The organism is Methylocaldum sp. GT1TLB (assembly GCF_051027445.1).
GTDB lineage: Bacteria > Pseudomonadota > Gammaproteobacteria > Methylococcales > Methylococcaceae > Methylocaldum.
Map to the genome: position 1 here is coordinate 4,234,312 of NZ_CP194898.1, position 25,712 is coordinate 4,260,023.

The window sequence follows — 25,712 nt, forward strand, 5'->3', positions numbered from 1 at the left end:
CTCAAACTCAAAACTGGAATGGGTCGAAGTCGTACTTGAGCGTCACAAAGACGGCATGGGCCTCCTGACGGCCGGAAAACAAACCGCCGCGCTCCCCGAGATCGCGGAGGGTGTACTGATACGACGCGCCGAGGCGCCAGCGCTCGGTCACGGCATAAGACAGATCGCCGCCGATCCGGTAATACGCCTGGGTCAGGCGATCGCCGTTCGCATCGGGCAGCGACTGATCGGTGTAGGACAGATTCAGGGCGGCGTTCAGGCGCTCCGACACCTGCCGGCGGGCCGTGACCGTCACCCGATCCGACTCGAACAGGGTGCCGTTGATCGAAGGGCTGATCTGATGGGCGTAATTCAGCTCGACGTCCCCGGTGTCGAAGCGCTGCCGCGCGCTCGCGGTGACCAAGGGGCCGAACTGGCGGTCCTTGAGCGTGACCGTCTCCCGGACCGTGACCGGCACCAGCAGCAGCGGGTCCAGGCTGACGATCTGAAAACCGTCGAGGCGCAAGGTTTCCAATTGAGTCTCCGAATCGCTGAACTGACCGCCGCCGGAGACGCCGACCTCGAGCGTCTCGGTCAGGGCGTACTGAAAGCCCGCCAGGGCGTTGAGATAATCGATCGCGCGCCGGTCGGCGCGATAGGCGGTATAAGCCAGCGTCCCCGAGAGCAACAAGCGTTCGGTCAGCTGATGCTCGAGTCCGGACGACGCCGTATGCGCGGTCGAACTGACAAAGGCGAACCCAGCCCGGGCCTCGTAATCCGAGGCCTGATACGCATAGCCCAGGGTCAGCCGGGTGCGCTCGTCCAGCGCATAGGTCCAGGACGGGGCGACGGTGGTTTCAGCCCGCTGCACGCGGGTCAACACGATTCCGACCAGGACATCGGACTGCGACGACAGCAGGGCGTCATCGGTATGGTTCACCGTGAGCGCCCAGCGCGACCGCTCGGTCGCATAATGGGCATCGAGGTCCAGATACTGATTCTGGGTGTCGATGGCGTCGATCGGCGTATAAAAAAGATTTTGCAGGCGCGCCCGGCTCTTCACCTGCCAGTGAGGCTCCGCCGCGACGAGCTGGGTGGTGAAGCCGAGATCGGTGCCGAAGACCGCCTGAGGATCGAGCCGGTCCGGCAACAGCTGGATATTGGAATGATACTGCTGGCTCACGCTGGCCGCCGCCTCGAGGTGCCAGTCCACGCCGAAGCTCGGGCGGGCGACGGCCATACCGAGCCCCACGCCGGCCCAGGCCAGCCGCTGAATCGTCCCCCGCATGCTCAGCCGCCTCGCGCGCGCCTGGGGCCGGCCGGATCGCGCCTCACGCGGACCCGGCGCCTCAACGGACAACCACGACGTCGCCGTTCATCAGCAGAATGTTCTGCTCCAGGTCCTCGCCGGCGGCCACGGCATCGTAATCGAACGGCAGGGGCGTGGTCTGATCGCCCCGTTGGCGAAGGATGGTGATGTCGTCGCGGTCGGCGAACGGGTTGAGCCCGCCGGCGAGCGCCAGGGCGTGCATCACGGTGACCCGGCCGGGGGTGACGAACTCGCCGGGTTTATTGACCTTGCCGACCACATAAATCTTCTGGCTGGTGGTGATCACCGACACCGAGACGACCGGGTCGGCGAGGTACTCGCTCAAGCGTTCGGTGACGGTGGCGCGGACGTCCTCGACGGTGAGGCCGCCGGCCGCGAGGTCGCCGACCAGGGGGAAGGAGAGGCCGCCGTCGGCGCGGACCAGGACCTGTTTGGTAAGGCCCTCCTCGCGCCACACCGAAATCTCCAGCACGTCTCCGGGGACAATGCGGTAGTCCCTGTGGCTTTCTATCAGGGGCGGCGAATTTTCGCCATTTCCGAGTGCGCCGGTAGCGAATGCCAAGAGTGCTGCAAATTTGAGCAATTGGAGATACATAGGAGCTGTGACGCAGAGAAATACGAAAATGAAGGAACAGCGGGCAATACTCGCCCGACGATTCAGACGATGGGTCCGTCTTAGAAGCTGTCTTCAAACTACTGCGCGCCGCCATGCTTTCGTTGCTCAAGGGCTTAAAATCCGCATGCACTTCTCTGTACACTCCGGTTTTGACTCGCCCCATCCCTGGGGCTCGCCCTTTCGCGCTTTGCCCTGACGTCGCTCGTGACGTTTGAAGACAGCTTCTTGTCGCCTATCCAGCATTACGCTAACAGACGATTGTTACAGTTCCGTTCCAACGACGGAACACCGTTTCACAAAGCTGACATGAAGCCATGCTGTCATATTCGGCTTAGACGGTGGGCTGTCGGTGTTGCTTATGTAACACCTAGCCTACCTGATTTTTCTGCAATGCTGTCTCTATCGAGCTAGGGAGCGTTTATGAAATTGAGTCTGGTTCGGCCCGTTCCGGCCTGGGTGATGGTGGCCTGGGTGTTGACCGCGTGCGGCGGGGCGGAGGAGCGCAAGGCCGCGCACCTGGCGCGCGGCCTCCAGTATGTCGAGGCGCAGAATCTGGACAAGGCCAAGGTCGAGTTCAAGAACGTCCTGCAGATCGACCCCAAGGCCGCGAGCCCCTATTTCTACCTGGGCCGGATCGAAGAGGACCAGAAGCACTGGCGCGAGGCGTTCGCCCTCTATCAAAAGGCGGTCGAACTCGACCCGACCCACCGCGACGCCCAGCTCAAACTGGCGAAGTTCTACCTGCTGGCGAAGGACGCCGCGAAAGCCCAGGAACTCCTGGGGCCGGTGGCCGAGGAACGGCCCTCGGACCTCGAAGTGCGGATGCTGAAGGCGGCGATCGCGAACCTCCAGGGGGACAGCGCGTCGATGCGGGCGCAACTGGAGGCGATCGTGGCGGAGCAGCCGGCCCGGCCCGACCCCTATCTGGTGCTGGCCCTCCATTGGGCCCAGCAAGGACAGCCGGCCGAAGCGATCGGGGTGCTCGAAACCGGGCTCAAGGTCCAGCCGAACCAGCCGGCGCTGCTGATGGCGCTGGCGAGGCTGCACCAGCAACAGGGCCAGGCGGAGGCGGCGGAAGAGACCCTCAAGGCCCTGATCGCGGCCCAACCCGACCGCCTCGAACACCGGGGGCTGCTGACCGAACTTTACCTCAAGCAGCGTCGCTTCGACGCCGCGGAAGCAACGCTCCGCACCGCCCAGAAGGATTTCCCCGACGACCCGAGAGCACCGCTGTGGCTCGCCGAGTTTTTCGTGAAGCGCGGCGACGGGGCGCGCGCGGTCAGCGAACTGACCGCGGTCATCGCGGCCCGCCCGACGCACACCGCCCTGCGTTTCGGCCTTGCCCAGGTGCACCAACAGCTCGGCGAAGCCGATCAGGCGGAAAGCGTCTACCGCGCCCTGATCGCCGACCACGAAAACCAGCCGGACGGCTTCAAGGCCATGACGCAGCTGGCGGAGCTTTTGGCGAAGCGCGGGCGGAGCGACGAGGCGCGGGACCTGGTGAAACAGGTGCTGGCGGAAAACCCCAAAGACCATCCGGCGCTATCGCTTGAAGGCCGGCTGGCGCTGGCGCGGCGGGAAGCCCAGGACGCCATCGCCGCGTTCCGGGCCTTGTTGAAAGATCAGCCGGAGTCGACCGAGGTGCTGACCCGGCTGGCCCAGGCCTATCTCCTGGACGGCAAGCCCGCCCTGGCCCAGGAACAGCTGGACAAGGCGGTGGCCGTGAATCCCGCGGACTACCGGCTGAGGAAACTGCTGGTCGAATTCCTGGTCGGGCAGAAAAACCCCAGCCTGGCCCTCGACAAGCTCAACGAATTCCTCAAGCAACAGCCGAAGCACCTCGACGGGCTCAACCTCAAGGCGGACCTGCTGGTGGCGAGCCAGCAGACGGACGCCCTGGAGCCGCTCCTCAAGGAGATCAAGGACCGCTTCCCCGATAAAGCCGTCGGGCCGTTCCGCCTGGGCCAACTCTACCAAAGCCGGAAACAGCCCGAGGCGGCGCTGGCGGAATACGAAACGGCGCTTTCCCGCGCCCAAAACGACTACGAGCCCTTGAAGGCCATCGTCGGGCTCCACCTCGCCGCGCAGCAGCCGGAGAAGGCGCTGGCGCGGATCCGGAAAGCCCTGAAGGACGATCCGAAGCACCCGACCGCCCACCAGTTACTGGGGCTCTACCATCTGGCGCGGAAACAGGAGACGGAGGCCATCCAAGCCTTTGAGCGGGCGATCGAGATCCATCCCCAATGGCGGCTGCCGTACCACAACCTTGCCGCGGTCCATGAGCAGAAAAAGGACCTGAAGGGCGCGGCGGCGGCCTACCGGCGGGCGCTGGCGGCGGCGCCCGAGGACCGCGCGGCGCGGATGGGACTGGCCAGGGTCCTGGAGCGCAGCAAGGACTGGGCGGGGGCCATGGCGGAATATGAGGCGGTCCTGGCCCGCAACCCGAATGACGCGCTGGCGCGCAACAACCTGGCCGCCCTGCTCAGCCTGGATGCGGCCGACCGCGACAAACTCCAGCGGGCGCTGGCGTTGGCCCAGCGGTTCGAGACGGCGACCGAGCCCGCGTTCCTCGACACGCTCGGCTGGATTTACCGGCAGTTGGGCGAGTTGACGACGGCGCGGGGGCTGTTGGAAAAGGCCGTGGCGCAGGCGCCCGAGGTACCCATTTTCCAGTATCACCTCGGCATGGTGTACCTCCAGGCGGGCGATAAGGCCCAGGCCAAGGAGCGCCTGGAAAAGGCCGTAAGGACCGAAGGCGACTATATCGGTCGCGAGGACGCCCAACGCGCGTTGAGCCAGTTTTCCGGCGATTCGTCCACCTAAGCGGATGCGCGGGCCGGGAAGACTTTCAGGGAACGATCCGTACGTTGCTCAGGCCGGCGAAGCCGTCCGCTTGGGCAAGCGCTCCGGACCATGAGCCTCGGACTGCGCGGGGGCGTCGCTCTCGGGCGCAATTGCGAAGAGATCCCATTTGAATTTCGTGGCAAAGGAGCGATTGTCTTGTTCGCTCCAGCGAACGATGTGGCCGCAGCTGTTCGGGGCGCGCGGCGTGCCTGGTGCCGTGCGGTCGGGATCGTCGGTCATCGCGAGATAGACCTCGCAGGATAGAGGATGGACGGAACGCCATTGCGGACGGTCCATCGCGGTCGCTCCGACTACATCTGCCGCCAGACGAGTATTCACTAGAACATCGGCCTGGTTCTTGAATACCGCAGATCGAGCTGCGGCAGCGGTTCGAAAGGAAGAATCGCCCAAGTCCAGAGCCAGCCAGTCGCCGGTCCCATCCTCGTTGAACCGTGCCGCGTACAAGGTTCCCTCGTCCAGCATGTCGCCGTTGGCGGTTCGCCGGTGGAACCGAGCCTTGGTGACGAATTTGTAGATGTACTCGTCCGGGTCGTCATCGCTCATGTACCAGACCAGCGGATGACCCTCCTTCACCGGTGCCAGCCAGGCGCCGGTATGGGCGAGCCGTCCCATGGCGGTACGTTTCTTGGGCGTGCTTTCAGGATCGAAAGGGTCGATCTCCAAAATCCAGCCCTGACAGTTTGGTTCGTTGCGATAATCTTCCGTGGCGTCGGCGCCTCTTGCCGAAGCATCGAAGCGGGCGTGCTCGCCGGTGCCGCTGTCGTCCTCGCTCCACTCACGGCGGACGCCGCCGGTATTGATGCCATAACGCGCATGTTCTCGCGGACGACCGGTTCGGTTGATAAAGTATATGGCCCAGTTTCTTTCGCAGACCAGATAAGTTCGCCAAGGCGTGAAACTATAGGCGCAATTGACGAAGACTCCGCGGGTTTTGGTTCCGTCCGGGCTGTACTCGGTTTTCAGCAAGCCGGAACCTCGCGCCGGCCCCGCAATGTCCACCGGCGTGCTGTCGGTGATCCGTCGATTGTATTTGCCGGGTATTACGCTCCATTCACCTGCGCCGTCTTTTTTGATTTCCATGATAGTCACGCCATAAGCGGCGACTTTTTTCGATATCGGGTCGACCGGACGCTTTCCGCCGATAATCGTGCAGGGATGCAGCAGCCGCTGGCTAAGATATCGGCGGTTAGCGCAAAGAAGGCCATGAGAGGTCAAGGTGGCGCGGGCCATCGGAAAAAGATACATCCCGTAATGCTCGGAGCCGATTTGCTGCTCCGGTTCGTCGCCGGGAGCGGGTTTGGCGTTGATTGCGTAATGGCTGCCTGCTAGCGGTGGACTCCAGAGAATGAGCTGCTTTTCGGCGTGTTCGGCCGATGCTGTGGCGGTAGCGGTTCGCATTACCGGTGTCGCATTGAATACCGACGGATTGATGCGAAGGGACGGCTGTTCTCCGGGTTTTGACGCTGGGATTGCCAAGAGCGCGTTGAATGTGCCTGATTGCTCCAAAAGGCCGGACGAGAGGGCACGCGCCGTGCCACCTCTTAAAACCATGCTCTGAATCGGGCGCTTTGCCGAAATCGATCGGAAGGTGGGATTACCGGATCGGTAATTTGATGGCTTACCGCCGGCGCTTTCCCGCTGAATGTGAGATTGTCGGTCGCTCATCATTACACTGCTCGTAGCTTTAGCCCAACCAGATGCTTGAGAGCGTGACGATAGGCGAGCACTGTTACATATCGTTGACGATTAATTTACGGTGTCATTACTAAATGATGACAAGCCGTTGGATTGGTAAAGTCCATGGAGAGAAATGGGACGCGCAATAGCGCACCCGGCAAGGTGACAAATCGGCAGGGCGAGGCGCAACGCGACGAGCGGGCAGGCCAGGGACGGGCTGCCCCGGACTCGCGAGCGAAGCGGGACAGCGTAGCGTGGCGAGGTCGATTTACTCGCCTCTTCCTTGAGGCTCGTCCTCCGGGTCGTGCTTCGCACGTTCCGATTTGCTCCCGGCAAATTGGTGCACGGCTTGGCCGCCCATAGGGGCGAACCACAGAGATGTGGTGAGTGAGAAACAGGGATGTTTTTCATCCGCATTTCGAGCCCTTGAGCAAAGCCGGTATGGCGACGCGCGGCAGTTTGAAGACAGCTTCCAGATCAACAGCTACGATTTTTTTTGGTTTGAGTATTTAACGAATGGCTTTTGAATTCGGTTTGATTTTATTGTTGATTTTCTTGAATGGCATATTCGCGATGTCGGAAATGGCCATTGTGTCCGCCCGCAGGGTGCGCTTGCAGCAGTTGGCGGAGGGCGGGAGCGGCGGGGCGGCCAAGGCCCTGGAACTGGCCGAGCAACCGACCCGGTTCCTGTCGACCATCCAGGTCGGCATCACCTCCATCGGCATTCTGAGCGGCGCCTTGGGCGAGGACGCCATTGCCGAGCCGCTGTTACCCTACCTTGAGCAAATTCCGCAGCTCGCGCCTTATGCGGAGGAACTGGCGCTGGCGGTCACCGTGGTCGTCATCACCTATCTCTCCCTGATCGTCGGAGAACTGGTGCCGAAACGCCTCGCCCTCAATTTCCCCGAGCGCATCGCCGCGTGGATCGCCAGGCCCATGCACGGGCTGTCCCTGGTGTTGCTGCCGGCCGTGAAACTGCTCAGCCTCTCCACGGAACTGGTGTTGTGGCTGCTGCGGATCAAACCGAAAAAGGAGCCCACGGTCACCGAGGAAGAAATCAAGATCTTGCTGGAGCAGGGTACCGAGGAAGGGGTTTTCGAAGAAGCGGAGCAACAATTCATGGAAAACATCCTCCGCCTGGGTGACCGCAAGGTGGGTGCCATCATGACCCCGCGCAAGGACATCGTTTGTCTGGACCTCCAAAAGCCCTTCGAGGAAAACCGCAGGCGCATCCTGGAACACACCCACTGGGTTTTGCCCTTGTGCAACGACGGCCTAGACGATGTCGTCGGCTTCGTGAAAACCAAGGACCTGTTGGATCGTGTGCTTCAGGGGGATCGGCCGGACTTGCGCGCCATCGCGGTCAACGAGCTGTTCGTGCCGGATTCCCTGACACTCATGGAATTGCTGGAAGAGTTCAGGAAATCCCATCTCCACACGGCGCTGGTGGTGGATGAATACGGCGAAATCGATGGACTGGTGGCCCTTGGCGATGTTTTAGAGGCTATCGTCGGCGATTTGCCCGCCGGGGGGCGGGCGGACAGACCGGACATCGTCCGCCGGGACGACGGTTCCTGGCTGATCGACGGCATGGTGGACATCGACCGTCTGAAGGAACTGTTCGATCTGGACGAATTGCCGGAGGAACGCGACGGACGCTTCAACACCGTAGGCGGTTTCGTCATGCTGCGACTTGGCCGGGTGCCCAAGGCCACCGACTGTTTCGAATTCGAGGACTTGCGGCTCGAAGTCGTCGACATGGACGGCAACCGGGTGGACAAGATACTGGTCTCGCAACTGCATGAACCCAGATCCCTATCCGCACATCAACCCTGAGCGTGTGTTAGTAAAGTGCTGCGCGGCCGCCAGACTTTGGCATACTCACTCGGCCCTCGTCCAGAACGCCGACAAAAACAGCCCATGCACTTCACCATCAAGGTCTTGATATCCGCCCTCCTGATCGCGGCCATTTCCGAGACGGCGAAACGGAGTAGTCTAGTTGCCGCCCTCATTGCTTCCCTGCCCGTCACGTCGATCTTGGCCCTCATCTGGCTCTATGTCGACACCGGGGATACCGAGCTGATAACCGAGCTTTCGCGGCAAATCGTCTGGCTGGTGCTGCCTTCGCTGGCCTTCTTCTGGATCTTGCCTCTGCTGCTGGAATGCGCGCTGAATTTCTGGCTCGCACTCGGGCTTGCGGCGATAACGACCAGCGTGTGTTATGGCTTGGCGTTATTGCTGCGGAGCCTTTTTCAATAGGCGTGGTTTATGAGCTGAAAGGCCAGGCCGCGATCTTTATGCATATTGGCGAGACGATCGAGCTCAATCCTTCGCCGAACAGTTCAACCTAACTTACGATACAGCGTGCTCCGGTCCACGCCCAGAATGCGCGCGGCCTGGATCTTGTTGCCGCCGGTCGCATCCAGCACGTGCCGAATGTAGGCCCGTTGCACGTCCTCCAGGGTCCAGCCGCGGGCCAGGGCGTCGTGCAGGAAATGATCGTTTCCCGGCAGACGCGACGCCTGCGCCAGATCCTCGAGCAGCAGAGTGTCGTGTTCCGCCAGGGCGATGGCCCGCTCCAGGGTGTTGGCGAGTTCCCGCACGTTGCCGGGCCAGCGGTAGGCGCGGATCCAACGCAGGGCATCTACCGACACCGCCGGCGAGGGCTTCCGGAGGCGCAAGCCGATCCGACGAATGAGGACATCCACCAGGTCGTCGATATCCTCCGTCCGTTCCCGCAAAGGCGGTATCTCCAGCCGGATCACATTGATGCGATGATAAAGATCGGCCCGGAACAGCCGCTCATTGACCCGCTGTTCCAGCGGCTGATTGGTGGCGGCAATCAGCCGCACGTCCACCACGGTTTCCCGTGTGTGGCCGAGAGGACGGATCGTTCCCGCTTCCAGCGCCTGTAGCAGTTTAGGCTGCACCTCCAGTGGCAGTTCGGCGATCTCGTCCAGGAACAAGGTGCCGCCGTTGGCCTGGGCAAACAGACCGGGCCGATCCTGGCGGGCGTCGGTGTAGGCGCCCTTGCGCGCGCCGAACAACTCGCTTTCCACCAGGGTCTGCGGCAGCGCAGCGCAATTGACGGACACGAACGGGCCTGTCCGGCGCGGGCTCAGTTCGTGAATCCAGCGGGCAATGGCGCTTTTGCCGGTGCCGCTCTCGCCCGCCAACAACACGGTCGAGGTCACGGCCGCCGCCCGTTTCGCCAGCTTCAATACCTGTTGCATCCGAGGGCTCCGGGCGGTGAAGCCGAGTTCGCCCGTCTCCGTAACCGTATCCGTATCCGGCGCACCCACCCGCACCGCCGTCCGGCGCATCTGCCGGTCGCGCAAGGCCCGTTCCACGGAGGCGTAGAGCTCCTCGATGCGGAACGGCTTGGCCAGGAAGTCACAGGCGCCGGCCCGAACGCTCTGCATGGCCAGATCGATGCTGCCGAAAGCGGTCATCAACAGCACCAACTGATCGGGACGCTTCTCATGAATCGCAGCCATGAGGTCCAGGCCGCGCATGCCGGGCATTTCCACGTCGGTGATCACCAGGTCGAAGGGTTCTTCGGCGAGGGCGTCCAAGGCCTGGCCGGCATCGGTCACGCCGAGCGCCGAGTATCGGGCCTGCTTCAACATCTCCACCAGAAAGTCCACGACGCCGGAATCGTCGTCCACGACCAGCAGACGCCGATTCCGATCCGATTTCATACTGCCTCCTTAAGACGAGATGGCCCGTTCAAGGGCAAATGGACGGTGAAGCGGCTGCCCTTATCCATTTTGGATTCGGCGGCGATCGTGCCGTCATGCTCCGTGACGATCGTCTTTACCACCGCTAGCCCGAGACCCGTGCCGCCCCGGCCGCCGCGGGTGGTGAAAAAAGGCTCGAACAGGCGCGGCAGGTGCTCCGGTGCAATGCCGCTGCCTGTATCTGCCACGATCAGCCGTAGCGCCGGAACTTCGGTATCGTTGGTTACCATGGCGCTTTCCCGCAAATCGACGGTTATCACGCCCCCGTCTTCGGTCGCCGCCAATGCATTGCCGACCAGATTCAAGATGATCTGCTGCACGCCGTCGGCATTGACGCGGGCGGGCGGCAGGAGATCGGGGTGCTCGAACTTCAGCTCGATACGGCGGCGGCCCGCTTCATGCCGCAGCAGGTCGAGCACGTCGCCTATTACGGAGGCTACATCGATGCGCACGAAGTTTGGTGGTCGGCGGCGGGCGAACTCCAGCAGCCGTTGCACGATGCGGGTGATGCGGTCGGTCTGCGCGACCAGAATGTCCGCGAGGCGTCGCACTTCCTCGGGACGGTCGGCACACGCGGCCAGGGCTCTGGCCCGGCCGTTGACGACTTGAAGCGGCGAGCCGATCTCATGGGCGAGCCCCGCCGACAACTGGCCGATGGTGATCAGCTTGTCGGCTTCCTGGAGGGCGCGTTGCAGTTGGCGCCGCTTTTCCGTCTCGGTATCCAGCCGGCGGTGAGCCATCGAGAGTTCCGTCACCATGCGGTTGAATTCCTCGGCCACGGCGGACAATTCGTCGCGACGGTCGATCGGCAGGGGATCGGGCGGATCGTTCCCACCCCGGAACCGGCGCATGGCGTCCCCGAGCCTTCGCAGCGGACCGGAGATGTAGACCCGGCCCAGTGCCAAACAGAGCAGAGAGGTCGAAGCGACGAACGAGGCGAGGGAAATCAGGATATCCCGCTCCGTGCGGCGCAGATCGCGGCGGAGTTCCTCCAATGAACGCACCACCGCCAGGCTGCCGTGGGCGGCAGTTTCTTTTTCGGAAAACGGGAGTGACAACGCGATGAATTCGGGATCGGCATCCGGGTAATACAACAATCGCGACGCCCCCCCGAGGGCGGCACCGTGCAAGGCGGCTTCCAGCGGCGCGGCCCAAGGCAGGGATTCCGCGTCGGAGCGGACCACGCGGCCGTCACGGATATACACGCGCACATCCACGGAAGGATCGATGCGCTCGAGTTGACGGAGCAGTTCCCGCACGTCTTCGAGCTGCCGGTCGCGCAGGGCATTTTCCACGGCCACTTGCAGACCATAAGCCAGAAGGCGCGTTTCCCGCTCCAGGGCGGTGTGCAGATCGTTGCGTTCGGTCTGCACGTGAATGACGCCGTAGGCGCCGAATACGGCCATGCTCAGAGCGAGCAGGGACAGGCTGAGTTTGGTGACGATACGCAAGGTTCGACTTCGATCCCCAAAGAGATTCTTGACTGCTGCGTTAGTCTACAGGGATGCCGCAAAATGCAACAGTATCTTTCGCCATACAAAGTATCCAGCCATCCCGTTCGCCTGCGCTGGCGGGCGTTCCACGGAGGTGCGCGGAATTGGCACTTCTTTTGTTTAAGGCTAGGGATGACTTCCCTGACCTTGAATCCTCATGCCGATTTCTCGTTGCGCCTATCTCGTCCCATTGCTCATCTTGTCGGCCGTTGCCGGGTGTACATCATCCGATGATCGAAAATCCCAGCCGGAGACGGATGCTCAACCCGGCCAGGCAATCCCCGATGAACCGACTTCGAAGACCAAAACCGTCCGCATTCGGACCGAGTCTCGCCCTTTCCTGACCGTCGAGCCGGTTTCTGTCCTGCAACCGACCGAGCCGGTGCGGGCGCCGGGCCGGGTCGAGTTTCGCCAACAGGCGGTATCCGGCGTTGGCACTCAGGTCGCCGGACGGGTGGCCGCCATCCGGGTGCAGGCCGGTGACAAGGTGCGTGCCGGCGACGTGCTGATGGTGCTGCATAGCCCCGATGCCGATGCCGCCCGCGCGGCGCTCTCGACCGCGCGGGCGGGCCTGAAGTTGGCCGAGGAGACTGCGCGGCGCCAGGTGCAGATGCTGGCGCGGGGGGTCGGTCTGGAACTGGAAAAACTGGAGGCGGACCGGCAGCTCACGGAAGCGAAGGCCGAGTTCGACCGGGCCAGCCGCGCTGCGCAACTATTGGGTAAGGGGGATGGCGCACAGGTCGCCGTCAAGGCGCCTATCGCCGGAACCGTGCTGAATTTGAAAACCACAGTGGGGGCGGCGGTGGAACCGGGCGGCGAAGCCCTGGTGGAGCTGGGTGATGCGGGCGCCCTGTGGATCGTGGCCGAGGTATTCGAGCGGGACCTCTCCTTGTTAGGAGAAGGCGACGAGACCAATGTGGAGATCTCGGTGTCGCCGACCCGTCCGCTCCGAGGCAAAGTCACGGCCTTGGGAGCCGTGTTCGCGGACGAGCAGCGCCGGGCTCCGGTGTACATCACGCTGAGCGAATCGGCACCGAGCCTCCGGCCCGGCATGTACGCGCGGGTGGCGATTCGGCCTCGCCAAGTCGAGCGGGTGCTGTTGCCCAGTTCCGCCGTATTAGTCAAAAACGGCCAACGCACGGTGGTCTATGTGGAAACCGCCGAGGGCGTGTACGAGCAACGCCCGGTTACCGTAGGCGTGTCCTCGGAGGGCCGGGTGCCGGTGCTGGACGGCCTCCGGCCGGGCGAACGGGTGGTCGTGCGCGGCGCCTTGCTGCTCGACGGCGAAGCCGAGCAACTGTTGTAAGAAATCCGGCATGTTGCGAACCCTGATCGAGCATTGCGTGCACCGCCGCGTCGCGGTGGTGGCACTCACCCTGGCATTCGCCCTGTTCGGTGTCCGCGCCTATTTGAATACGCCCATCGAAGCCTATCCGGACGTGACCGACGTCCAGGTCTTCGTCATCGCCCAGGGACCCGGCCTTGCGCCGGAAGAAATGGAGCGGCAGGTAACGGTTCCTCTGGAGCGCGCACTGAACGGCACCCCCGGCATGACCGGTCTGCGCAGCGAGACCTATTTCGGGCTGTCGATGCTGATCCTGACCTTCGAGGACAAATTCGACAGTTTCAAGGCCCGTCTGCTGACCTCCGAACGTTTGGGCACCGCCGATCTGCCGGACGGCATCGTGCCCGTGCTGGCGCCCGATGCGACGCCTCTAGGGAAGATTTTCATCTACCGGCTCACCAGCGACCGCCATACGCTCTATGAGCTGCGCTCGGAACAGGAGTGGAATGTCGCGAAGCTCTTCCGGCGGATTCCCGGGGTCGCCGACGTCTTCACCTTCGGCGGTTTTTACAAGGAACTGCACGTCGAAGCCGACCCCGCGCGGCTGAATGCCTACGGACTCTCCATCCGGGACGTGGCCGAGGCCCTAGCGCAATCCAACCTTAACGTGGGGGGCGGATTTCTCCCGCAGGGCGACCAGGAATTGGTGATCCGCGGCATCGGGTATTTGCTGAGCGCGGACGATATCAGGAAGATCGTTCTGCGCAGCGAGAGAGGAACCCCGGTCACCGTGGGCGATGTCGCCCGTGTGCTCCAGTCACATACCCCTCGCCGCGGCTCCGTCGCGCTCGATGAAAACCGGGAGGATGTGGAAGGCATCGTGCTGCTCAGGCGTGGCCAGAACCCCACCCTGGTTCTGGACGCTCTCCACGACAAGGCGGAGGAAATCAACCGGAGCGTCCTGCCCGAAGGCATGCGGATCGAAGTTCTCTACGACCGCAGCAGCCTGATCGGGAAGACGCTGGAGACCGTGCAGGACAATCTCCTGCACGGCTTCGTCTTCATCGTAGGGCTGGTCTGGCTGTTTCTTAGGAGCCTGCGCGGCTCGCTGATCGTGGCTGCGATCATTCCCCTGTCCCTGCTGGCGGCCTTCACGGGTCTCTATGCGCTGGGTATGTCCGCCAATCTGATTTCCATGGGTGCCATCGATTTCGGCATTCTGGTGGACGGCGCCGTGGTTCTGGTGGAAAACGTGATCCATCAGATTCAGGAACACAAACCCAAGACCCGGCGCGAACGCTTGGCGCTGATCATCCGCGCCGCGCTGGATGTGGGGCAGCCGACCTTCTACGCCATGATGATCATCATCGCCGCATTGATTCCGGTGTTCACCCTGCAACGGGTCGAGGGGCGCATCTTTCAGCCGCTGGCTCTCACCTACAGTTTCGCTCTGGTCAGCGCTCTGGTGTTCGCCTTCACCGTGGTCCCGGCGCTCTGCGCGCTGCTGCTCAAAACCGAGCATGTCAAGGGCGAGGAACCGGCATTCCTGGAAAAACTGCGCAATACCTACATCAACCTGCTGGCGTGGCTCCTGACCCGGCGGCGGGCGGCGATCGGCTTGGCGCTCGTTTTGCTGGCCCTCGGCAGCCTAGCGGGCAGCCGCCTCGGCACCGAATTCCTGCCGGAACTGGACGAGGGGGATATGTTCATCTTCGCGGAAATGCCTCCGAGCATCTCTCTGGAACAGGGGCAGGCCACCATCGAGGAAATCCGTAAGCGGCTGCTCACCTTCCCCGAGGTGCGCGGAGCGTTGAGCGAACAGGGTCGTCCCGAGGCGGGGACCGACAATGAAACCGTCAATCTCGGCAAGGTGACGGTCCTGCTCAAACCTCGGGACGAATGGCGGAATGGCTTGGACAAGGACCGTCTCATCGATTCCATGCGGGAAAATCTGAATCAGATTCCGGGGGTGATCTTCAATTTCTCCCAACCCATCCGAGATACCGTCGAGGAATCCCTCGCCGGCGCGCGCGGCCAGGTGGTTCTCAAACTGTTCGGCGACGATTTCGAGGCCATGCGCGCCACCTTGCTGCGGGTCAAGGCGGCGCTGCGGGAGGTGCCGGGTATCGTCGATCTCGACCTTTACCGGGACGCCGTCGTGCCCCAACTCCAGATCAAGCTGGATCGGCCAGCCCTGGCCAGGAACGGCATCAGCGTAAAAACGGCGCAAGAAACCGTCGAAGCCGCGCTGGCCGGCCAAGTGGTGACCGAGCTGTGGGAAAAGGAACGCCCGGTACCCATCCGGGTCAGTCTTCCCTTCGCCGAAAAGGCCGACCCTAAGAGAATCGAGCAAATCACCGTGGAAACCCCGGCAGACGCGCACATTCCCCTCGTCGATCTGGCGGATATCCAGGTCGCCATGGGGCCGGCTTCTGTATTCCGGGAGGAGAACAGCCGCTTCCTTGCTCTTAAGTTCAACGTGGACGGCCGCGACCTGGGCTCGGTGGTGAACGACGCCATGCGCGTGGTGAGCGAGCGGGTCAAGCCGCCCGAAGGCCATTCCTTTGAGTGGACCGGCGAATTCGAGAACCAGCAGCGTGCGATGGCGCGCCTGCGACTGGTGGTTCCCGTCGCCGTGGTTATCGTCATGGCGCTGTTGTACGGGGCGCTCAGCTCCGGCCGCAGCGCCGCAGTGATCATGCTGACGGTACCATTCGCCCTGACCGGGGGCGTGTTCGCGCTGCTGCTGACCGATATCGCCTTGTCCATCAGCGCGGCCGTGGGGTTCATCGCCCTGCTCGGACAGGTCTCACTCATGGGCTTGCTCATCCTGAGCGCCATCGAAGGCCGCCGCCGTGCCGGAGAGGAACTGGTGCCGGCCATTCTGGCGGGTGCGCGGGAACGCCTGCGCGCCATTCTCATGGCCTCATTGCTGGCCCTGTTCGGCCTGTTGCCCATGGCCCTGTCCACCGGCGTCGGCAGCGAAACCCAGAAACCTTTCGCTATGGTCATCGTCGGAGGCATGGTGACGACCCTCTTGGTCGCGCTGTTCGTGCTGCCGGTCTTCTACACCTATCTGACGCCCAAGCGGCTTTTGACGCCTGAGGAACAAGACGAACTATGATGCGAAAACGGATGATCCTCCGCCAATGGTGGGCGGGATGGGTATTATGTATGTTCGCCGGCTTCTCCGGCGCCCATGCGGAAACGTCCGTCTTGCCTGAATCGGTGAATCTGGAGCAGTTGGTGCAGATCCTTAGGGAAAAAAGCCCGCGCCTTCAGGCGGAGCGCACCCGCATCGACATCGCCCGGTCCGACGTAGTGGCGGCGGGCGTTCTGCCCAATCCCGTGGTCAGTTACGGCCGCTACGATCTCCTGGGGGGCGTCAACACCTTGTTCGACGGCAGCCAGCAGCAACAGGCCCAGCTGGACATCCCGGTACTCATCGCCGGCCAGCGCCCCGCCCGACGGGAGGCGGCGGAGCGGGGCGTGACGGCGGCGGAGGCGCAAGTTCTCAATGCCTATGCGGGATTCTTGAAAGACGCTTGGCAACTGTTCGTGAAATTGCTGGCGGCTCAGGAAAAGCGCGTCGCATTGGAGCAGACCGAAGGCGAGCTGGATCGGCTCAAAGCTATCGTGACCGGCCGCGCGGAATCCGGCGCCGCCAGCCGCTACGAAGTGGTGCGTATGGACGTCGAAGCGGCGGATCTTCGCGCCCGAACCGAGCAGGTACGGGCGGAGATGCTCGACCTGTCCGGTCAGATCGGAACCACGCTGAGCCTGCCCGGCTGGAAACCCAGGGCGGAGGGAATGCTGCAGCCGCTCGGGGTGAGCGTCGACCTTGCCGCCCTGAAGCAGCAGGCCGAAGCCATGAACCCCGCCGTGAACGCCGCCCGCCGGCAGGAGGAAGCCGCCGAGGCCGGCATCGAAAAGGCCAAGCGGGAGCGTTGGCCCACCCCGGTGATCAGCGTGGGCAATGTCTGGACCAACAATCCTTACGGGCTAGCCTCCTTTGCCGGCCTTTCCGTGGAAGTACCCATTTTCGATTATGGCCAGGGTCCCATCGCCAGGGCCAAGGCGGAGAAGCGTACGGCCACCTTCGAGCGGCAGGCCCTGTTGTATGCGATCCTGGCGGAATTGGAGCGCGCAGCGGGGGTGTTGCTGACAAATCGGGAGAACCTCGTCCGGTTCGAACGGGATGTGGCGGGGCGTCTACCCCAGTTGAAAGAGATGGCGGAGGATGCTTACCGGTTCGGCAAGGGGAGCCTCCTCGAACTCTTGGACGCCACCCGTTCGCGTACCGAGATCGCCTTACGAAGGGTGGAACTCACCGAGTCCTTGGTGCTGGCGGAAATCGATGCGCTGGCGGCGGCTGGGCTGTTGGAGTCGGCCGCCATGCAGGCCGGTCCGGAATCCCGCTGACGTACCTCGAACAACTGGGAAAGCGGGGATGTTGCCAACAGAGCGTGAAAAAGCCGCCGATCTCCGTGCTGATGTACCACCAGGTCGGCAGATTCGAGGCGCCCAGGACTCATCGATCGTGTTTTTGAGATATTCGCCGCTTCCGTACTCAAATGGCTTACGCCAATATGGAGGTTATCGCACGATCAGCCTCGGCGAAGCGTACTCGGCCCAGTACCCTTGCCGGAACGTTCTTACGTTGCTCATTGCTTGACGGCAATTTACCCCGAGCGCATCCTTTAGGAAGTCTGGCTGCGATTCACGCCTTTCGGCACGATACGGATGACGATTCATGGAGATGTGCGAACGTGCGATACAAACGAATGCTCGTCTTTCTGGCTATGGTCGTTCTAACCGGATGCGCGGTCAGTCCGAAACAGCATCCGGAAGCCCTGCCCGCCTACCGGTTCTCCGAGAAGCTTTTCGAGCAGGGTCCGTATGGACGAAACGCCATCGTGTGTATGCCGGCCACCGTCGTAGGTCACCTTGTCGGCATCGGGGCAGCCGTTGCCGTTCTTCCGCTTTATCTGGTGGGCGGCCCCATCGATTATTTCATCACCCCGAAACCTCCTTCGGAACACCCCCCACCGATAGCATCAGCGCTCAGCAATGCCTCCTGGTTCTTCGGCACTTTCGCTGGATTGATCGCAGGGACCCCTTTCTTGCCCCTTTCGTATCTCGCCGACCAGAATCAGTGTAAACGGATTATCCTGTATTGAAGGTTTAGGATTGTTTCGTCTTCCACTGCGACGGAGGCGCAAGGTCTTCATGCCTGCCGTCCCGGTGAAGTCTTTGAGGCTGCGGCGCGCAAACGCCATACATCGAGCGCCCCAAAGGTGATCGCGACCACGACCGGGCCGACAAAGAATCCCGCCGCCCCGAAGACGATGATGCCGCCGATCAACGCAATCACGAGTGGCACCGTGTGCAGATGGAGATATTTCCCGACCACGATCGGATAAAGCAGGTTATCGGCCAACCCCACGACCACGGCGCCCCAGAGCGCCAGGATCGCGGCCTGGCTCCATTGGCCATCGAGCAGCAGCAACCCGGCCGCCGGCAGCCAAACGACCGGCGCACCGAGCAGCGGAATGATCGCGAAGACGCCCATCACGATTGCCCAGAACCACGCCGCCGGGAGATCGAGCCACCAGAACATCAAGCCGCCGAGCAGACCCTGCACGATGCTCACCAGCACCTTGCCGTAGACCGTCGCGAAGATCGTGTCCGCCGCGACACCGATGATGCGATCCATTTCGGCAGATGCAAGGGGAAGCAGCGAGCGGATGCCCCCGAGGAGCGAATCGCGATCGCGGAGGAAGTAGAACAGAAAGAAGAAAACGAGCGCGAGCTCGATCACGCCGAGGAATGAAGTCTTCACCGCGAACGACCCCGCCGCGGTCAAGAGGGCGCCCGCCTGTTGGACCAAGTCACTGAGATCCACGCGCTCCTTCACCCATTCCCATGCGGGCCCGATCCATTCGTGCCGCTCGATCGCATCGTCCCACGCGTTCGATTCGATCTGCGCCCTGATCAACGTGAATCCCTTGACCGCTTCATTGATGAAGCCTGGAACGAGCATCCCGGCAGGAACGATCAGGAGCACCGCGATCGCGACGACGGAGCACCCGGCGGCCAGGCTTGGCGAGCGAATCCATTTCGTTACCTGACGATGCAGTGGTCCGCCGACGACCGCCAGCGCCGTTGCCCAGGCGAGCGACGAAACGAAAGGCCGCGCGATCAGGTAGCAGAGAAACAGGGCGAGAACGGTGAGCGCGAGCAGCGCAAGGTCGGAGAGTCCTCTTTGCGACCAGAAGCGGTCTGCTTCAGGCGAGGGAAGGACGGGGAGCGTGGCAGGTTCCGATGGAGTCATGTGCAGAGTTCCCCTGTCGGGTGAGAGATCGGTGTCGTGCCTACCAGTCAAGTCGGCATTCCACCGCTGACGCCAGAGCCATTTCTCCATCGAAATCGCGAGAAAGCCGGCAAGTGCGACCGCTACCGGGGCGATCCAGTCCGTCGCATCCAGCGGATGGCTGTGGAACAGTTGATTGAACGGCGGCAGATAGATGAAGCCGAGTTGCAGCATTATCGTCGCCGCGATGCCGAAATACACGTACGGGTTACTGAGCAGTCCAATGCGAAAAACGCTCTCGGTGAGCGAGCGGCAGTTAAGGAGATAGATCGCCTGGAACAGGATGATGGTCGTGACGGCGACCGTCTGCGACTCGGCACGCGCGAGTTCCGCAGCGACGCCTTCCCGCAGGTCCGTGTTGTACTCGTGGAAGAACAGGCTCACGGCGCCCGCGGTCATGAGCGCACCGACGAGGAAGGTGCGAAAGATCAGGAAGGGACTGAGCAGCGCCTCGTTCGGCGGCCGCGGCGGCCGCTCCATCACGTCCGGTTCGTGGGTCTCGAACGCGAGCGGCAGCGCGAGCGCGATGGCTACGACCAGATTGACCCAGAGGATCTGGACCGGCTCGATCGGCATCAGCAGGCGCCCCTCGGTGACGGGGAAGAACAGCACCGCGACGAGGATGATCATCGCCTGGCCGAGGCTCGTCGGCAGGATGAACGCGAGCGACTTGGTCAGGTTGTCGTAGACCCGTCGCCCTTCCTCGACTGCCGCGCCGATGGACGCGAAGTTGTCGTCGGCGAGCACCATGTCCGCGGCTTCCTTGGCCACGGCCGTGCCGCTGATGCCCATGGCGACGCCGATCTCCGCTCGCTTCAGGGCGGGCGCATCGTTGACGCCGTCGCCGGTCATCGCAACGATCTCGCCGTCGGCCTGGAGCGCCTTGACGAGCCGCAGCTTGTGTTCGGGTGCGACCCGCGCGAAGACATTGGCTGTCTGCGCGAGTGCGGCGAGTTCCCTGTCCGATGCAGTCTCGATCTGATGCCCCGTGATGACTCCGGGACCGGACCCGCCGGGGTCGAGCAATCCGAAGATCTCCCCGATGGCACGCGCGGTGGCCGGATGGTCGCCCGTCACGATCTTCACGGCGACGCCTGCGCGCCCGCATGTCCGCACGGCCTCGACGGCCTCCGCGCGGGGCGGATCCACCATGCCCACGAGCCCGAGGAAACGCAAGTCGCGCTGCCACGCGGTGCCTTCGAGGCTGGCGATCGGCTCGTCGAGCATCGCCGAAGCCACGCCCAAAACGCGCAAGCCTCGTGCTGCCAAGGCGTGCGCCGCCTCGTGAACGAGGTCGAGCGTCATCGGCTGGCCGCCCGCGAAGGCCGGGCAGAGCTTAGCCACGACTTCGGGTGCGCCCTTCAGGCAGACAAGGGCACGGTTGTCGGAACCGACGTGCAGGGTTGCCATGAACTGCCGCTTGGAATCGAAAGGGATCGCGTCCTCGCGCGGGAACGTCGTGCGGAGCGCCGTCTCGTCCAGCTTCGCCTTGCGCGCCGCGACGACGAGCGCGCCTTCGGTCGGGTCGCCCACGATTGTCCAGCGGCCGTCGTCCAGCTCCAGAGTCGCGTCGTTGCAGAGCACGGAGGAAATGAGCAAGTGCCTGACGGCATCGGGCAGCGGATCGACGGATTCGTCACCGGCGCGAAGTTCGCCTTCCGGCGCGTAGCCGATCCCGGTCACCTCGATCGGGCCGGCCGGCGTCCACAGCGCTTCCACCGTCATCTCGTTCCGGGTCAGCGTCCCGGTCTTGTCGGTGCAGATGACCGTCGTACTGCCGAGCGTCTCCACGGCGGGCAGATGCCGAATGATCGCGTGGCGGCGTGCCATGCGGCGCACGCCGATCGCCGAGGCGATGGTGATGACGGCGGGGAGGCCCTCGGGAATCGAGGCCACCGCGAGCGTGATCGCCGCGAACGCACTGTCGAGCAGCGGGTATTCGCGCATCATACCCACGAGGAAGATCAGTCCCGCGACAACCAGAATTCCCAGCATGATGGCGCGGGCGAGGCTGGCGAGTCTGCGCGTGAGGGGCGTTTCCAACTCCGCAGTCTCACTCAGCAGCCGGGAAATCCGGCCGAGCTCGCTCCGCGGCCCGGTGGCGGTGACCACGCCCTTCGCGGTGCCGGAGACGACCAATGTCCCGCCGAACGCCATCGAACGGCGATCACCGAGCACCGCATCGCGCTCGACCGGTGCCTCGTGTTTGGCAACCGGCACCGATTCGCCGGTGAGCGCGGCTTCCTCCACGAGGAGCCCATTGGCCTCGAACAGGCGTACGTCGGCAGAGACTTGGTCGCCCGGCTGAAGGATAAGGATGTCGCCGGGCACGAGTTCGTGCGCGGGCACGGCGGTCTGATCCCCGTCGCGCAGAACGGTCGCGTTCTGCGGGACCATTCGGCTCAGCGCTTCGATCGCCTGGCCGGCACGCATCTCCTGCACGAAGCCTACCAGCGTGTTCAGGACGACGACCGCCAGGACCACGACGCCATCGGTTACCTTGCCCATCAGCACGGCGAGCAGCGCCGCCGCGAGCAAGACGTACACGAGCGGATCGGCGAGCTGATGCAACAGGATCCTAAGCCAACTCCGACGCGGCCCCCGCTCGATCCGGTTAGGGCCGTGCTCGCGTAACCGCGTCTCCGCCTCAGATGCCGACAACCCGTCCGGCGAGCTGTTCAGCTCCCCGAAGACCTGCTCGACCGGAAGCGAGTGCCAAGACGCGGCGAGATCGTTCATCGGCTGAACGACGCTTCCGGAATCGGCACGAATGCTTTCATCGATGATCCCCGGCAACTGTTTAAAGTATCCTTTGACCACTATGCTCGGTTTAGTTGGGTTGACGAAATTTGAAAGGCATTCGCACCCCGAAGGCTTCTGAAGTCATCGGATTCGAGCCTCCCTTTCCAATTTAGACCGGCTCCAGCCGGATGGACTGGACGTTCACCACGTCCGTCACCCAAACGAGACCGTCCCCTTGCTGCCCGGTATGGGCATGGGCGTGGATGATGCGGACAATTTCCTCCACCTTATCGTCCGGGGCGACGATTTCCACCCGAACCTTGGGCGAAAAATCGGTCAGTTCTTCCCGGATGTTATGCCCGACTTCCGGTTCGTCATGCGGACTACACCCTTCCGCCCGGCTCACAGTCATTCCCGGAAAGCCGCGCATCTGGCGGAATGCGTTTCTGAGCTTGCTCAGCCGCTGGGGCTGGATGATGGCTTTGATCTCTTTCATGGACTCTCCTCTTTCAAACTTCGATACGTTTTTCTTCGAACCATCGGTACAGGGCCGGCAGCACCACCAGGGTGAGCAAGGTTGAGGTGATCAATCCGCCGATCACCACGATCGCCAGCGGGCGCTGGACTTCGGAGCCCGGCCCCGTGGCGAACAGGAAGGGCACCAGGCCGAGCATCGCGACCGTCGCCGTCATCATCACCGGCCGGAAGCGCTGCTTGCAGCCTTCGACAATGGCCTCCCGCTGGCGCAAGCCCTCGTCCCGAAGTCCCCGGATGTAAGACACCAGCACCACCCCGTTCAGCACCGCAATGCCCCATAAGGTGATGAAGCCGACCGAGGCAGGCACCGATAGATATTCTCCGGTGAGAAACAGCGAGAAGATGCCGCCCATGGAGGCGAACGGCAGCACCAGAATGATGAGGGCGGCGAAGCGCAACGAGTTGAACAGCAAAAACAACAGAAAGAAGATCGCCGCGATGGTGATGGGGATAATCACCATCAGGCGGTGCATGGCCCGGTCGAGATTTTCGAATTGTCCGCCCCAGGTGACGTAATAGCCTTCCGGAAGCTTCACTCGCTCGGCGACGGCCTTTTGCAGTTCCGCGACGAAGCCGCCGAGGTCCCGGTTCCGGACGTTCGCGCCGATCACGATGCGGCGCCGGGCACTGTCGCGGCTGATCTGCGCCGGTCCGTCCACGACCTCGATGATGGCCAAATCTTCCAGCGGCACCAGGGCGCCATTGGGGGATTTCAGCAGTATTTGTCCGATGGCCTGCGGATTGTTTCTGAATTTTTCAGGAAACCGGACTACCGCCGAAAACCGCCGCTCGCCCTCGTAGATTTCGGTACTGACGCGGCCGCCGATGGCGGTCTCGATGATGTCGTTGATGTCGGCCACGTTGATGCCGTGGCGGGCGATGGCCTGGCGGTCGATATCGATGGTGAGATACTGCTGGCCGCTCACGCGTTCGACGCGGATGTCGGCGGCGCCTTCGATCGAGTTGAGCACCCTGATGATTTCATCGGCCTTTTGCTTCAGCACTTCCAGTTCGTCGCCGAACAGCTTGATGGCGATATCGGAGCGCACCCCGGTCACCATTTCGTCCACCCGGTCCGAGATCGGCTGCGCCATCACGATTTGCACGCCGGGCAAGACGCTCAGTTTTTCCCGCAAGGCATCCATTACATCGTCCTGATCCCAACCGGGCGGCAGTTCCTCCCGCGGTTTGAGGGTCAGGATAGGAGTAGACTCGTTCTCCGGTTGCGTGTCCGTGGGGTTTTCGGAACGTCCCAACTGGGACACCGCCAGGGCGATGCCCGGCACGTCCGTCACCAGACGCATGGCTTCCGTCTCCAGGTGGATGGACTCATCCAGCGACATGCTCGGAACCCGGTTGATGCCCGTCACGATGGAGCCTTCTTTCATCTCCGGAATGAAGGAGGTCCCCAGAAAAGGCGCGAGCGAGACGCTGCCGATCAACACCAGAATCGCGGCAATGATCACTTTGCGGGGATTATTTAAGGCGAAGTCTAATAGGCTCAGATAGGGCCGCTTGAGAAAAGCAATGATCCGCGTGTCGTGCTCCGCGCCGCCTTTCAAAAGATACGAACACAATACTGGCGACAGGGTGAGCGACACGATGAGCGAGATAAAGAGCGCGATCGCGATGGTGTAGGCCAGCGGCGCGAACATCTTGCCTTCGATGCCGGTCAGGGTCATCAGCGGCAGGAACACCAGGCAGATGATGCCCACCCCGAACAGGACCGGCGTGCCCACTTCGGCGGCGGCGCGCAAAACGATCAAGCTCCGGCTTTCGCCGGTTTCTTTAGCCTCGCCCAGGTGGCGGAAGGCGTTCTCCACCACGACCACCGAGCCGTCCACCATGATGCCGATGGCGATGGCGAGCCCGCCGAGGGACATGAGGTTGGCCGAGATGCCGTAGTGGTTCATCGCCATGAACGTCACCAGCGGCGTGATGATCAGCGTCGCCACCACGATCAGGCTGGAGCGGATATCCCCGAGATACAGCAACAAGACCACGATCACCAGCACGACGCCTTCCATCAGCACTTTGGTCACCGTGTGGATTGCCGCATCGACTAGGCCGGTGCGGTCGTAATAAGGCGTAATCTGTAAGCTCCCCGGCAGCATGCCGTGTTCGTTGATCTCCAGGACCCGCTCCTTGACCCGGCCGACGATCTCCTTGGCGTTGCCGCCGCGGATCATCATCACGATACCGCCCACTGCCTCGGTGTAGCCGTTCTTGATCACCGCGCCGGAACGCACGGCATGACCGATGCGCACCTCGGCAACGTCATGGATGAAGACCGGAGTGCCGGCGCTTTCCTTGAGAACGATATTGCCGATGTCGTCGAGGTCTTCGATCAGACCGATCCCGCGGATGAGGTATTGTTCGGCGTATTGCGGCAGTTTGCCGCCGCCGCTGTTGGCATTGTTGAGCGCCAGCGCCGTGTAGACGTCTTTTAGCGTCAGGCCGTAATGGCGCAAGCGGTCGGGATTGGGAAGGACCTGATACTGACGCTCCAAGCCGCCGATCGAGTTGATTTCGGCGACGCCGGGAATGCCGCGGAGCAGCGGACGCACCACCCAGTCCTGAATCGTCCTGCGCTCGGTCAGTTCTTCCTCGGTCAGGGCGCGTTCGCCGTCGTCAGGCCGCTCCAGGGTGTATTGGTAGACTTCGCCCAGGCCGGTGGAAACCGGTCCGAGAATCGGTATAACGCCTTCCGGCAAGCGTTCCGCCGCTTCGATCAGCCGTTCGAGCGCCAGTTGCCGGGCGAAATAGACGTTAGTCTCATCGGTAAACACCAGATTGATCTGGGACAACGCGTTGCGGTTCACCGAGCGCATCTCGACCAGGCCGGGAAGCCCCGTCATGGCGATTTCCAGCGGGACGGTGACGAAACGCTCGACCTCCTCGGGAGAGCGGCCAGGCACTTCGGCCGCCACCTGGACCTGGACGTTGGTCACGTCGGGAAAGGCGTCGATGGATAGGTTCTGCATGGCGTTAAAGCCGAACGCGACCAGGCACAACGCGATGATCACGACTACCAATCGCTGCTTAAGGGCGGCGCGGATCAAGTTTTCGATCATG

15 protein-coding genes are annotated in these 25,712 nt (G+C 62.8%); 7 read left to right on the forward strand and 8 right to left on the reverse strand.

All coding sequences use genetic code 11. The features are described from left to right. Window positions 1-7: 7 nt before the first annotated feature. Window positions 8-1,267, reverse strand: coding sequence for a hypothetical protein (locus ACR2R1_RS18670; protein ID WP_086135646.1), 1,260 nt, complete (start codon window positions 1,265-1,267; stop codon window positions 8-10). Between the two features lie 61 nt (window positions 1,268-1,328). Beyond that, a complete protein-coding gene (locus ACR2R1_RS18675; protein WP_156881756.1) occupies window positions 1,329-1,904 on the reverse strand; it encodes a polysaccharide biosynthesis/export family protein in 576 nt (191 codons plus the stop codon). Window positions 1,905-2,345: 441 nt separating this feature from the next. On the opposite strand from ACR2R1_RS18675, the gene ACR2R1_RS18680 reads away from it, so the two are divergent. Beyond that, window positions 2,346-4,748 carry a tetratricopeptide repeat protein gene (locus ACR2R1_RS18680; protein WP_434111410.1) on the forward strand — a complete coding sequence of 801 codons (2,403 nt, stop codon included), beginning with the start codon at window positions 2,346-2,348 and terminating at the stop codon, window positions 4,746-4,748. A 48-nt stretch (window positions 4,749-4,796) separates the two neighbouring features. Here the strand turns inward: ACR2R1_RS18680 and ACR2R1_RS18685 are convergent, their stop codons facing one another. After that, complete coding sequence (locus ACR2R1_RS18685) at window positions 4,797-6,341, reverse strand: PhoX family protein (RefSeq protein WP_434111412.1); 1,545 nt, start codon at window positions 6,339-6,341, stop codon at window positions 4,797-4,799. 642 nt (window positions 6,342-6,983) lie between these two features. Between ACR2R1_RS18685 and ACR2R1_RS18690 the strand changes: the two genes are divergently transcribed. Both ACR2R1_RS18690 and ACR2R1_RS18695 read left to right on the forward strand, forming a co-directional pair. Beyond that, window positions 6,984-8,303 (forward strand): hemolysin family protein, encoded by a 1,320-nt coding sequence (locus ACR2R1_RS18690; RefSeq protein ID WP_434111414.1) that lies wholly within the window; start codon window positions 6,984-6,986, stop codon window positions 8,301-8,303. 84 nt (window positions 8,304-8,387) lie between these two features. After that, window positions 8,388-8,726: a DUF3147 family protein gene (locus tag ACR2R1_RS18695; RefSeq protein ID WP_156882028.1), complete on the forward strand. Its 339-nt coding sequence runs from the start codon at window positions 8,388-8,390 to the stop codon at window positions 8,724-8,726. Window positions 8,727-8,809: 83 nt separating this feature from the next. Here ACR2R1_RS18695 and ACR2R1_RS18700 read toward each other — a convergent pair whose 3' ends face one another. Continuing rightward, the gene (locus ACR2R1_RS18700) at window positions 8,810-10,168 is read right to left on the reverse strand and encodes a sigma-54-dependent transcriptional regulator (protein WP_077731961.1); all 1,359 of its coding nucleotides are present in this window, start codon (window positions 10,166-10,168) and stop codon (window positions 8,810-8,812) included. Beyond that, on the reverse strand, window positions 10,165-11,658 hold the full coding sequence (locus ACR2R1_RS18705) for a sensor histidine kinase (RefSeq protein ID WP_434111417.1): 1,494 nt from the start codon (window positions 11,656-11,658) through the stop codon (window positions 10,165-10,167). The genes ACR2R1_RS18700 and ACR2R1_RS18705 overlap by 4 nt, the downstream gene beginning before the upstream one ends. A 199-nt stretch (window positions 11,659-11,857) precedes the next feature. Between ACR2R1_RS18705 and ACR2R1_RS18710 the strand changes: the two genes are divergently transcribed. The 4 genes from ACR2R1_RS18710 to ACR2R1_RS18725 all read left to right on the forward strand — a co-directional run bounded on the left by ACR2R1_RS18710 (window position 11,858) and on the right by ACR2R1_RS18725 (window position 18,165). Further along, a complete protein-coding gene (locus tag ACR2R1_RS18710) occupies window positions 11,858-13,006 on the forward strand; it encodes an efflux RND transporter periplasmic adaptor subunit (protein ID WP_434111419.1) in 1,149 nt (382 codons plus the stop codon). Between the two features lie 10 nt (window positions 13,007-13,016). Beyond that, window positions 13,017-16,109 (forward strand): efflux RND transporter permease subunit, encoded by a 3,093-nt coding sequence (locus ACR2R1_RS18715; protein ID WP_077731963.1) that lies wholly within the window; start codon window positions 13,017-13,019, stop codon window positions 16,107-16,109. Then, window positions 16,106-17,407 (forward strand): TolC family protein, encoded by a 1,302-nt coding sequence (locus ACR2R1_RS18720; RefSeq protein ID WP_434111421.1) that lies wholly within the window; start codon window positions 16,106-16,108, stop codon window positions 17,405-17,407. Before ACR2R1_RS18715 ends, ACR2R1_RS18720 begins: the two co-directional genes overlap by 4 nt. A 347-nt stretch (window positions 17,408-17,754) precedes the next feature. After that, the gene (locus ACR2R1_RS18725; RefSeq protein WP_434111423.1) at window positions 17,755-18,165 is read left to right on the forward strand and encodes a hypothetical protein; all 411 of its coding nucleotides are present in this window, start codon (window positions 17,755-17,757) and stop codon (window positions 18,163-18,165) included. Between the two features lie 47 nt (window positions 18,166-18,212). Here the strand turns inward: ACR2R1_RS18725 and ACR2R1_RS18730 are convergent, their stop codons facing one another. The 3 genes from ACR2R1_RS18730 to ACR2R1_RS18740 all read right to left on the reverse strand — a co-directional run bounded on the left by ACR2R1_RS18730 (window position 18,213) and on the right by ACR2R1_RS18740 (window position 25,711). Further along, a complete protein-coding gene (locus ACR2R1_RS18730) occupies window positions 18,213-22,154 on the reverse strand; it encodes an HAD-IC family P-type ATPase (protein ID WP_434111425.1) in 3,942 nt (1,313 codons plus the stop codon). Between the two features lie 115 nt (window positions 22,155-22,269). Then, window positions 22,270-22,596, reverse strand: coding sequence for a P-II family nitrogen regulator (locus ACR2R1_RS18735; RefSeq protein ID WP_077731967.1), 327 nt, complete (start codon window positions 22,594-22,596; stop codon window positions 22,270-22,272). A 13-nt stretch (window positions 22,597-22,609) separates the two neighbouring features. Then, window positions 22,610-25,711, reverse strand: coding sequence for an efflux RND transporter permease subunit (locus ACR2R1_RS18740; protein ID WP_434111428.1), 3,102 nt, complete (start codon window positions 25,709-25,711; stop codon window positions 22,610-22,612). Window position 25,712: the final 1 nt, after the last annotated feature.

Bases quoted from the DNA above. Each gene is read 5' to 3' on its own strand.
- ACR2R1_RS18710 (WP_434111419.1), top strand. From the start codon at position 11,858: ATGCCGATTTCTCGTTGCGCCTATCTCGTCCCATTGCTCATCTTGTCG.
- ACR2R1_RS18680 (WP_434111410.1), top strand. From the start codon at position 2,346: ATGAAATTGAGTCTGGTTCGGCCCGTTCCGGCCTGGGTGATGGTGGCC.
- ACR2R1_RS18695 (WP_156882028.1), top strand. From the start codon at position 8,388: ATGCACTTCACCATCAAGGTCTTGATATCCGCCCTCCTGATCGCGGCC.
- ACR2R1_RS18670 (WP_086135646.1), bottom strand. From the start codon at position 1,267: ATGCGGGGGACGATTCAGCGGCTGGCCTGGGCCGGCGTGGGGCTCGGT.
- ACR2R1_RS18690 (WP_434111414.1), top strand. From the start codon at position 6,984: ATGGCTTTTGAATTCGGTTTGATTTTATTGTTGATTTTCTTGAATGGC.
- ACR2R1_RS18720 (WP_434111421.1), top strand. From the start codon at position 16,106: ATGATGCGAAAACGGATGATCCTCCGCCAATGGTGGGCGGGATGGGTA.
- ACR2R1_RS18685 (WP_434111412.1), bottom strand. From the start codon at position 6,341: ATGGTTTTAAGAGGTGGCACGGCGCGTGCCCTCTCGTCCGGCCTTTTG.
- ACR2R1_RS18735 (WP_077731967.1), bottom strand. From the start codon at position 22,596: ATGAAAGAGATCAAAGCCATCATCCAGCCCCAGCGGCTGAGCAAGCTC.
- ACR2R1_RS18715 (WP_077731963.1), top strand. From the start codon at position 13,017: ATGTTGCGAACCCTGATCGAGCATTGCGTGCACCGCCGCGTCGCGGTG.
- ACR2R1_RS18675 (WP_156881756.1), bottom strand. From the start codon at position 1,904: ATGTATCTCCAATTGCTCAAATTTGCAGCACTCTTGGCATTCGCTACC.
- ACR2R1_RS18740 (WP_434111428.1), bottom strand. From the start codon at position 25,711: ATGATCGAAAACTTGATCCGCGCCGCCCTTAAGCAGCGATTGGTAGTC.
- ACR2R1_RS18700 (WP_077731961.1), bottom strand. From the start codon at position 10,168: ATGAAATCGGATCGGAATCGGCGTCTGCTGGTCGTGGACGACGATTCC.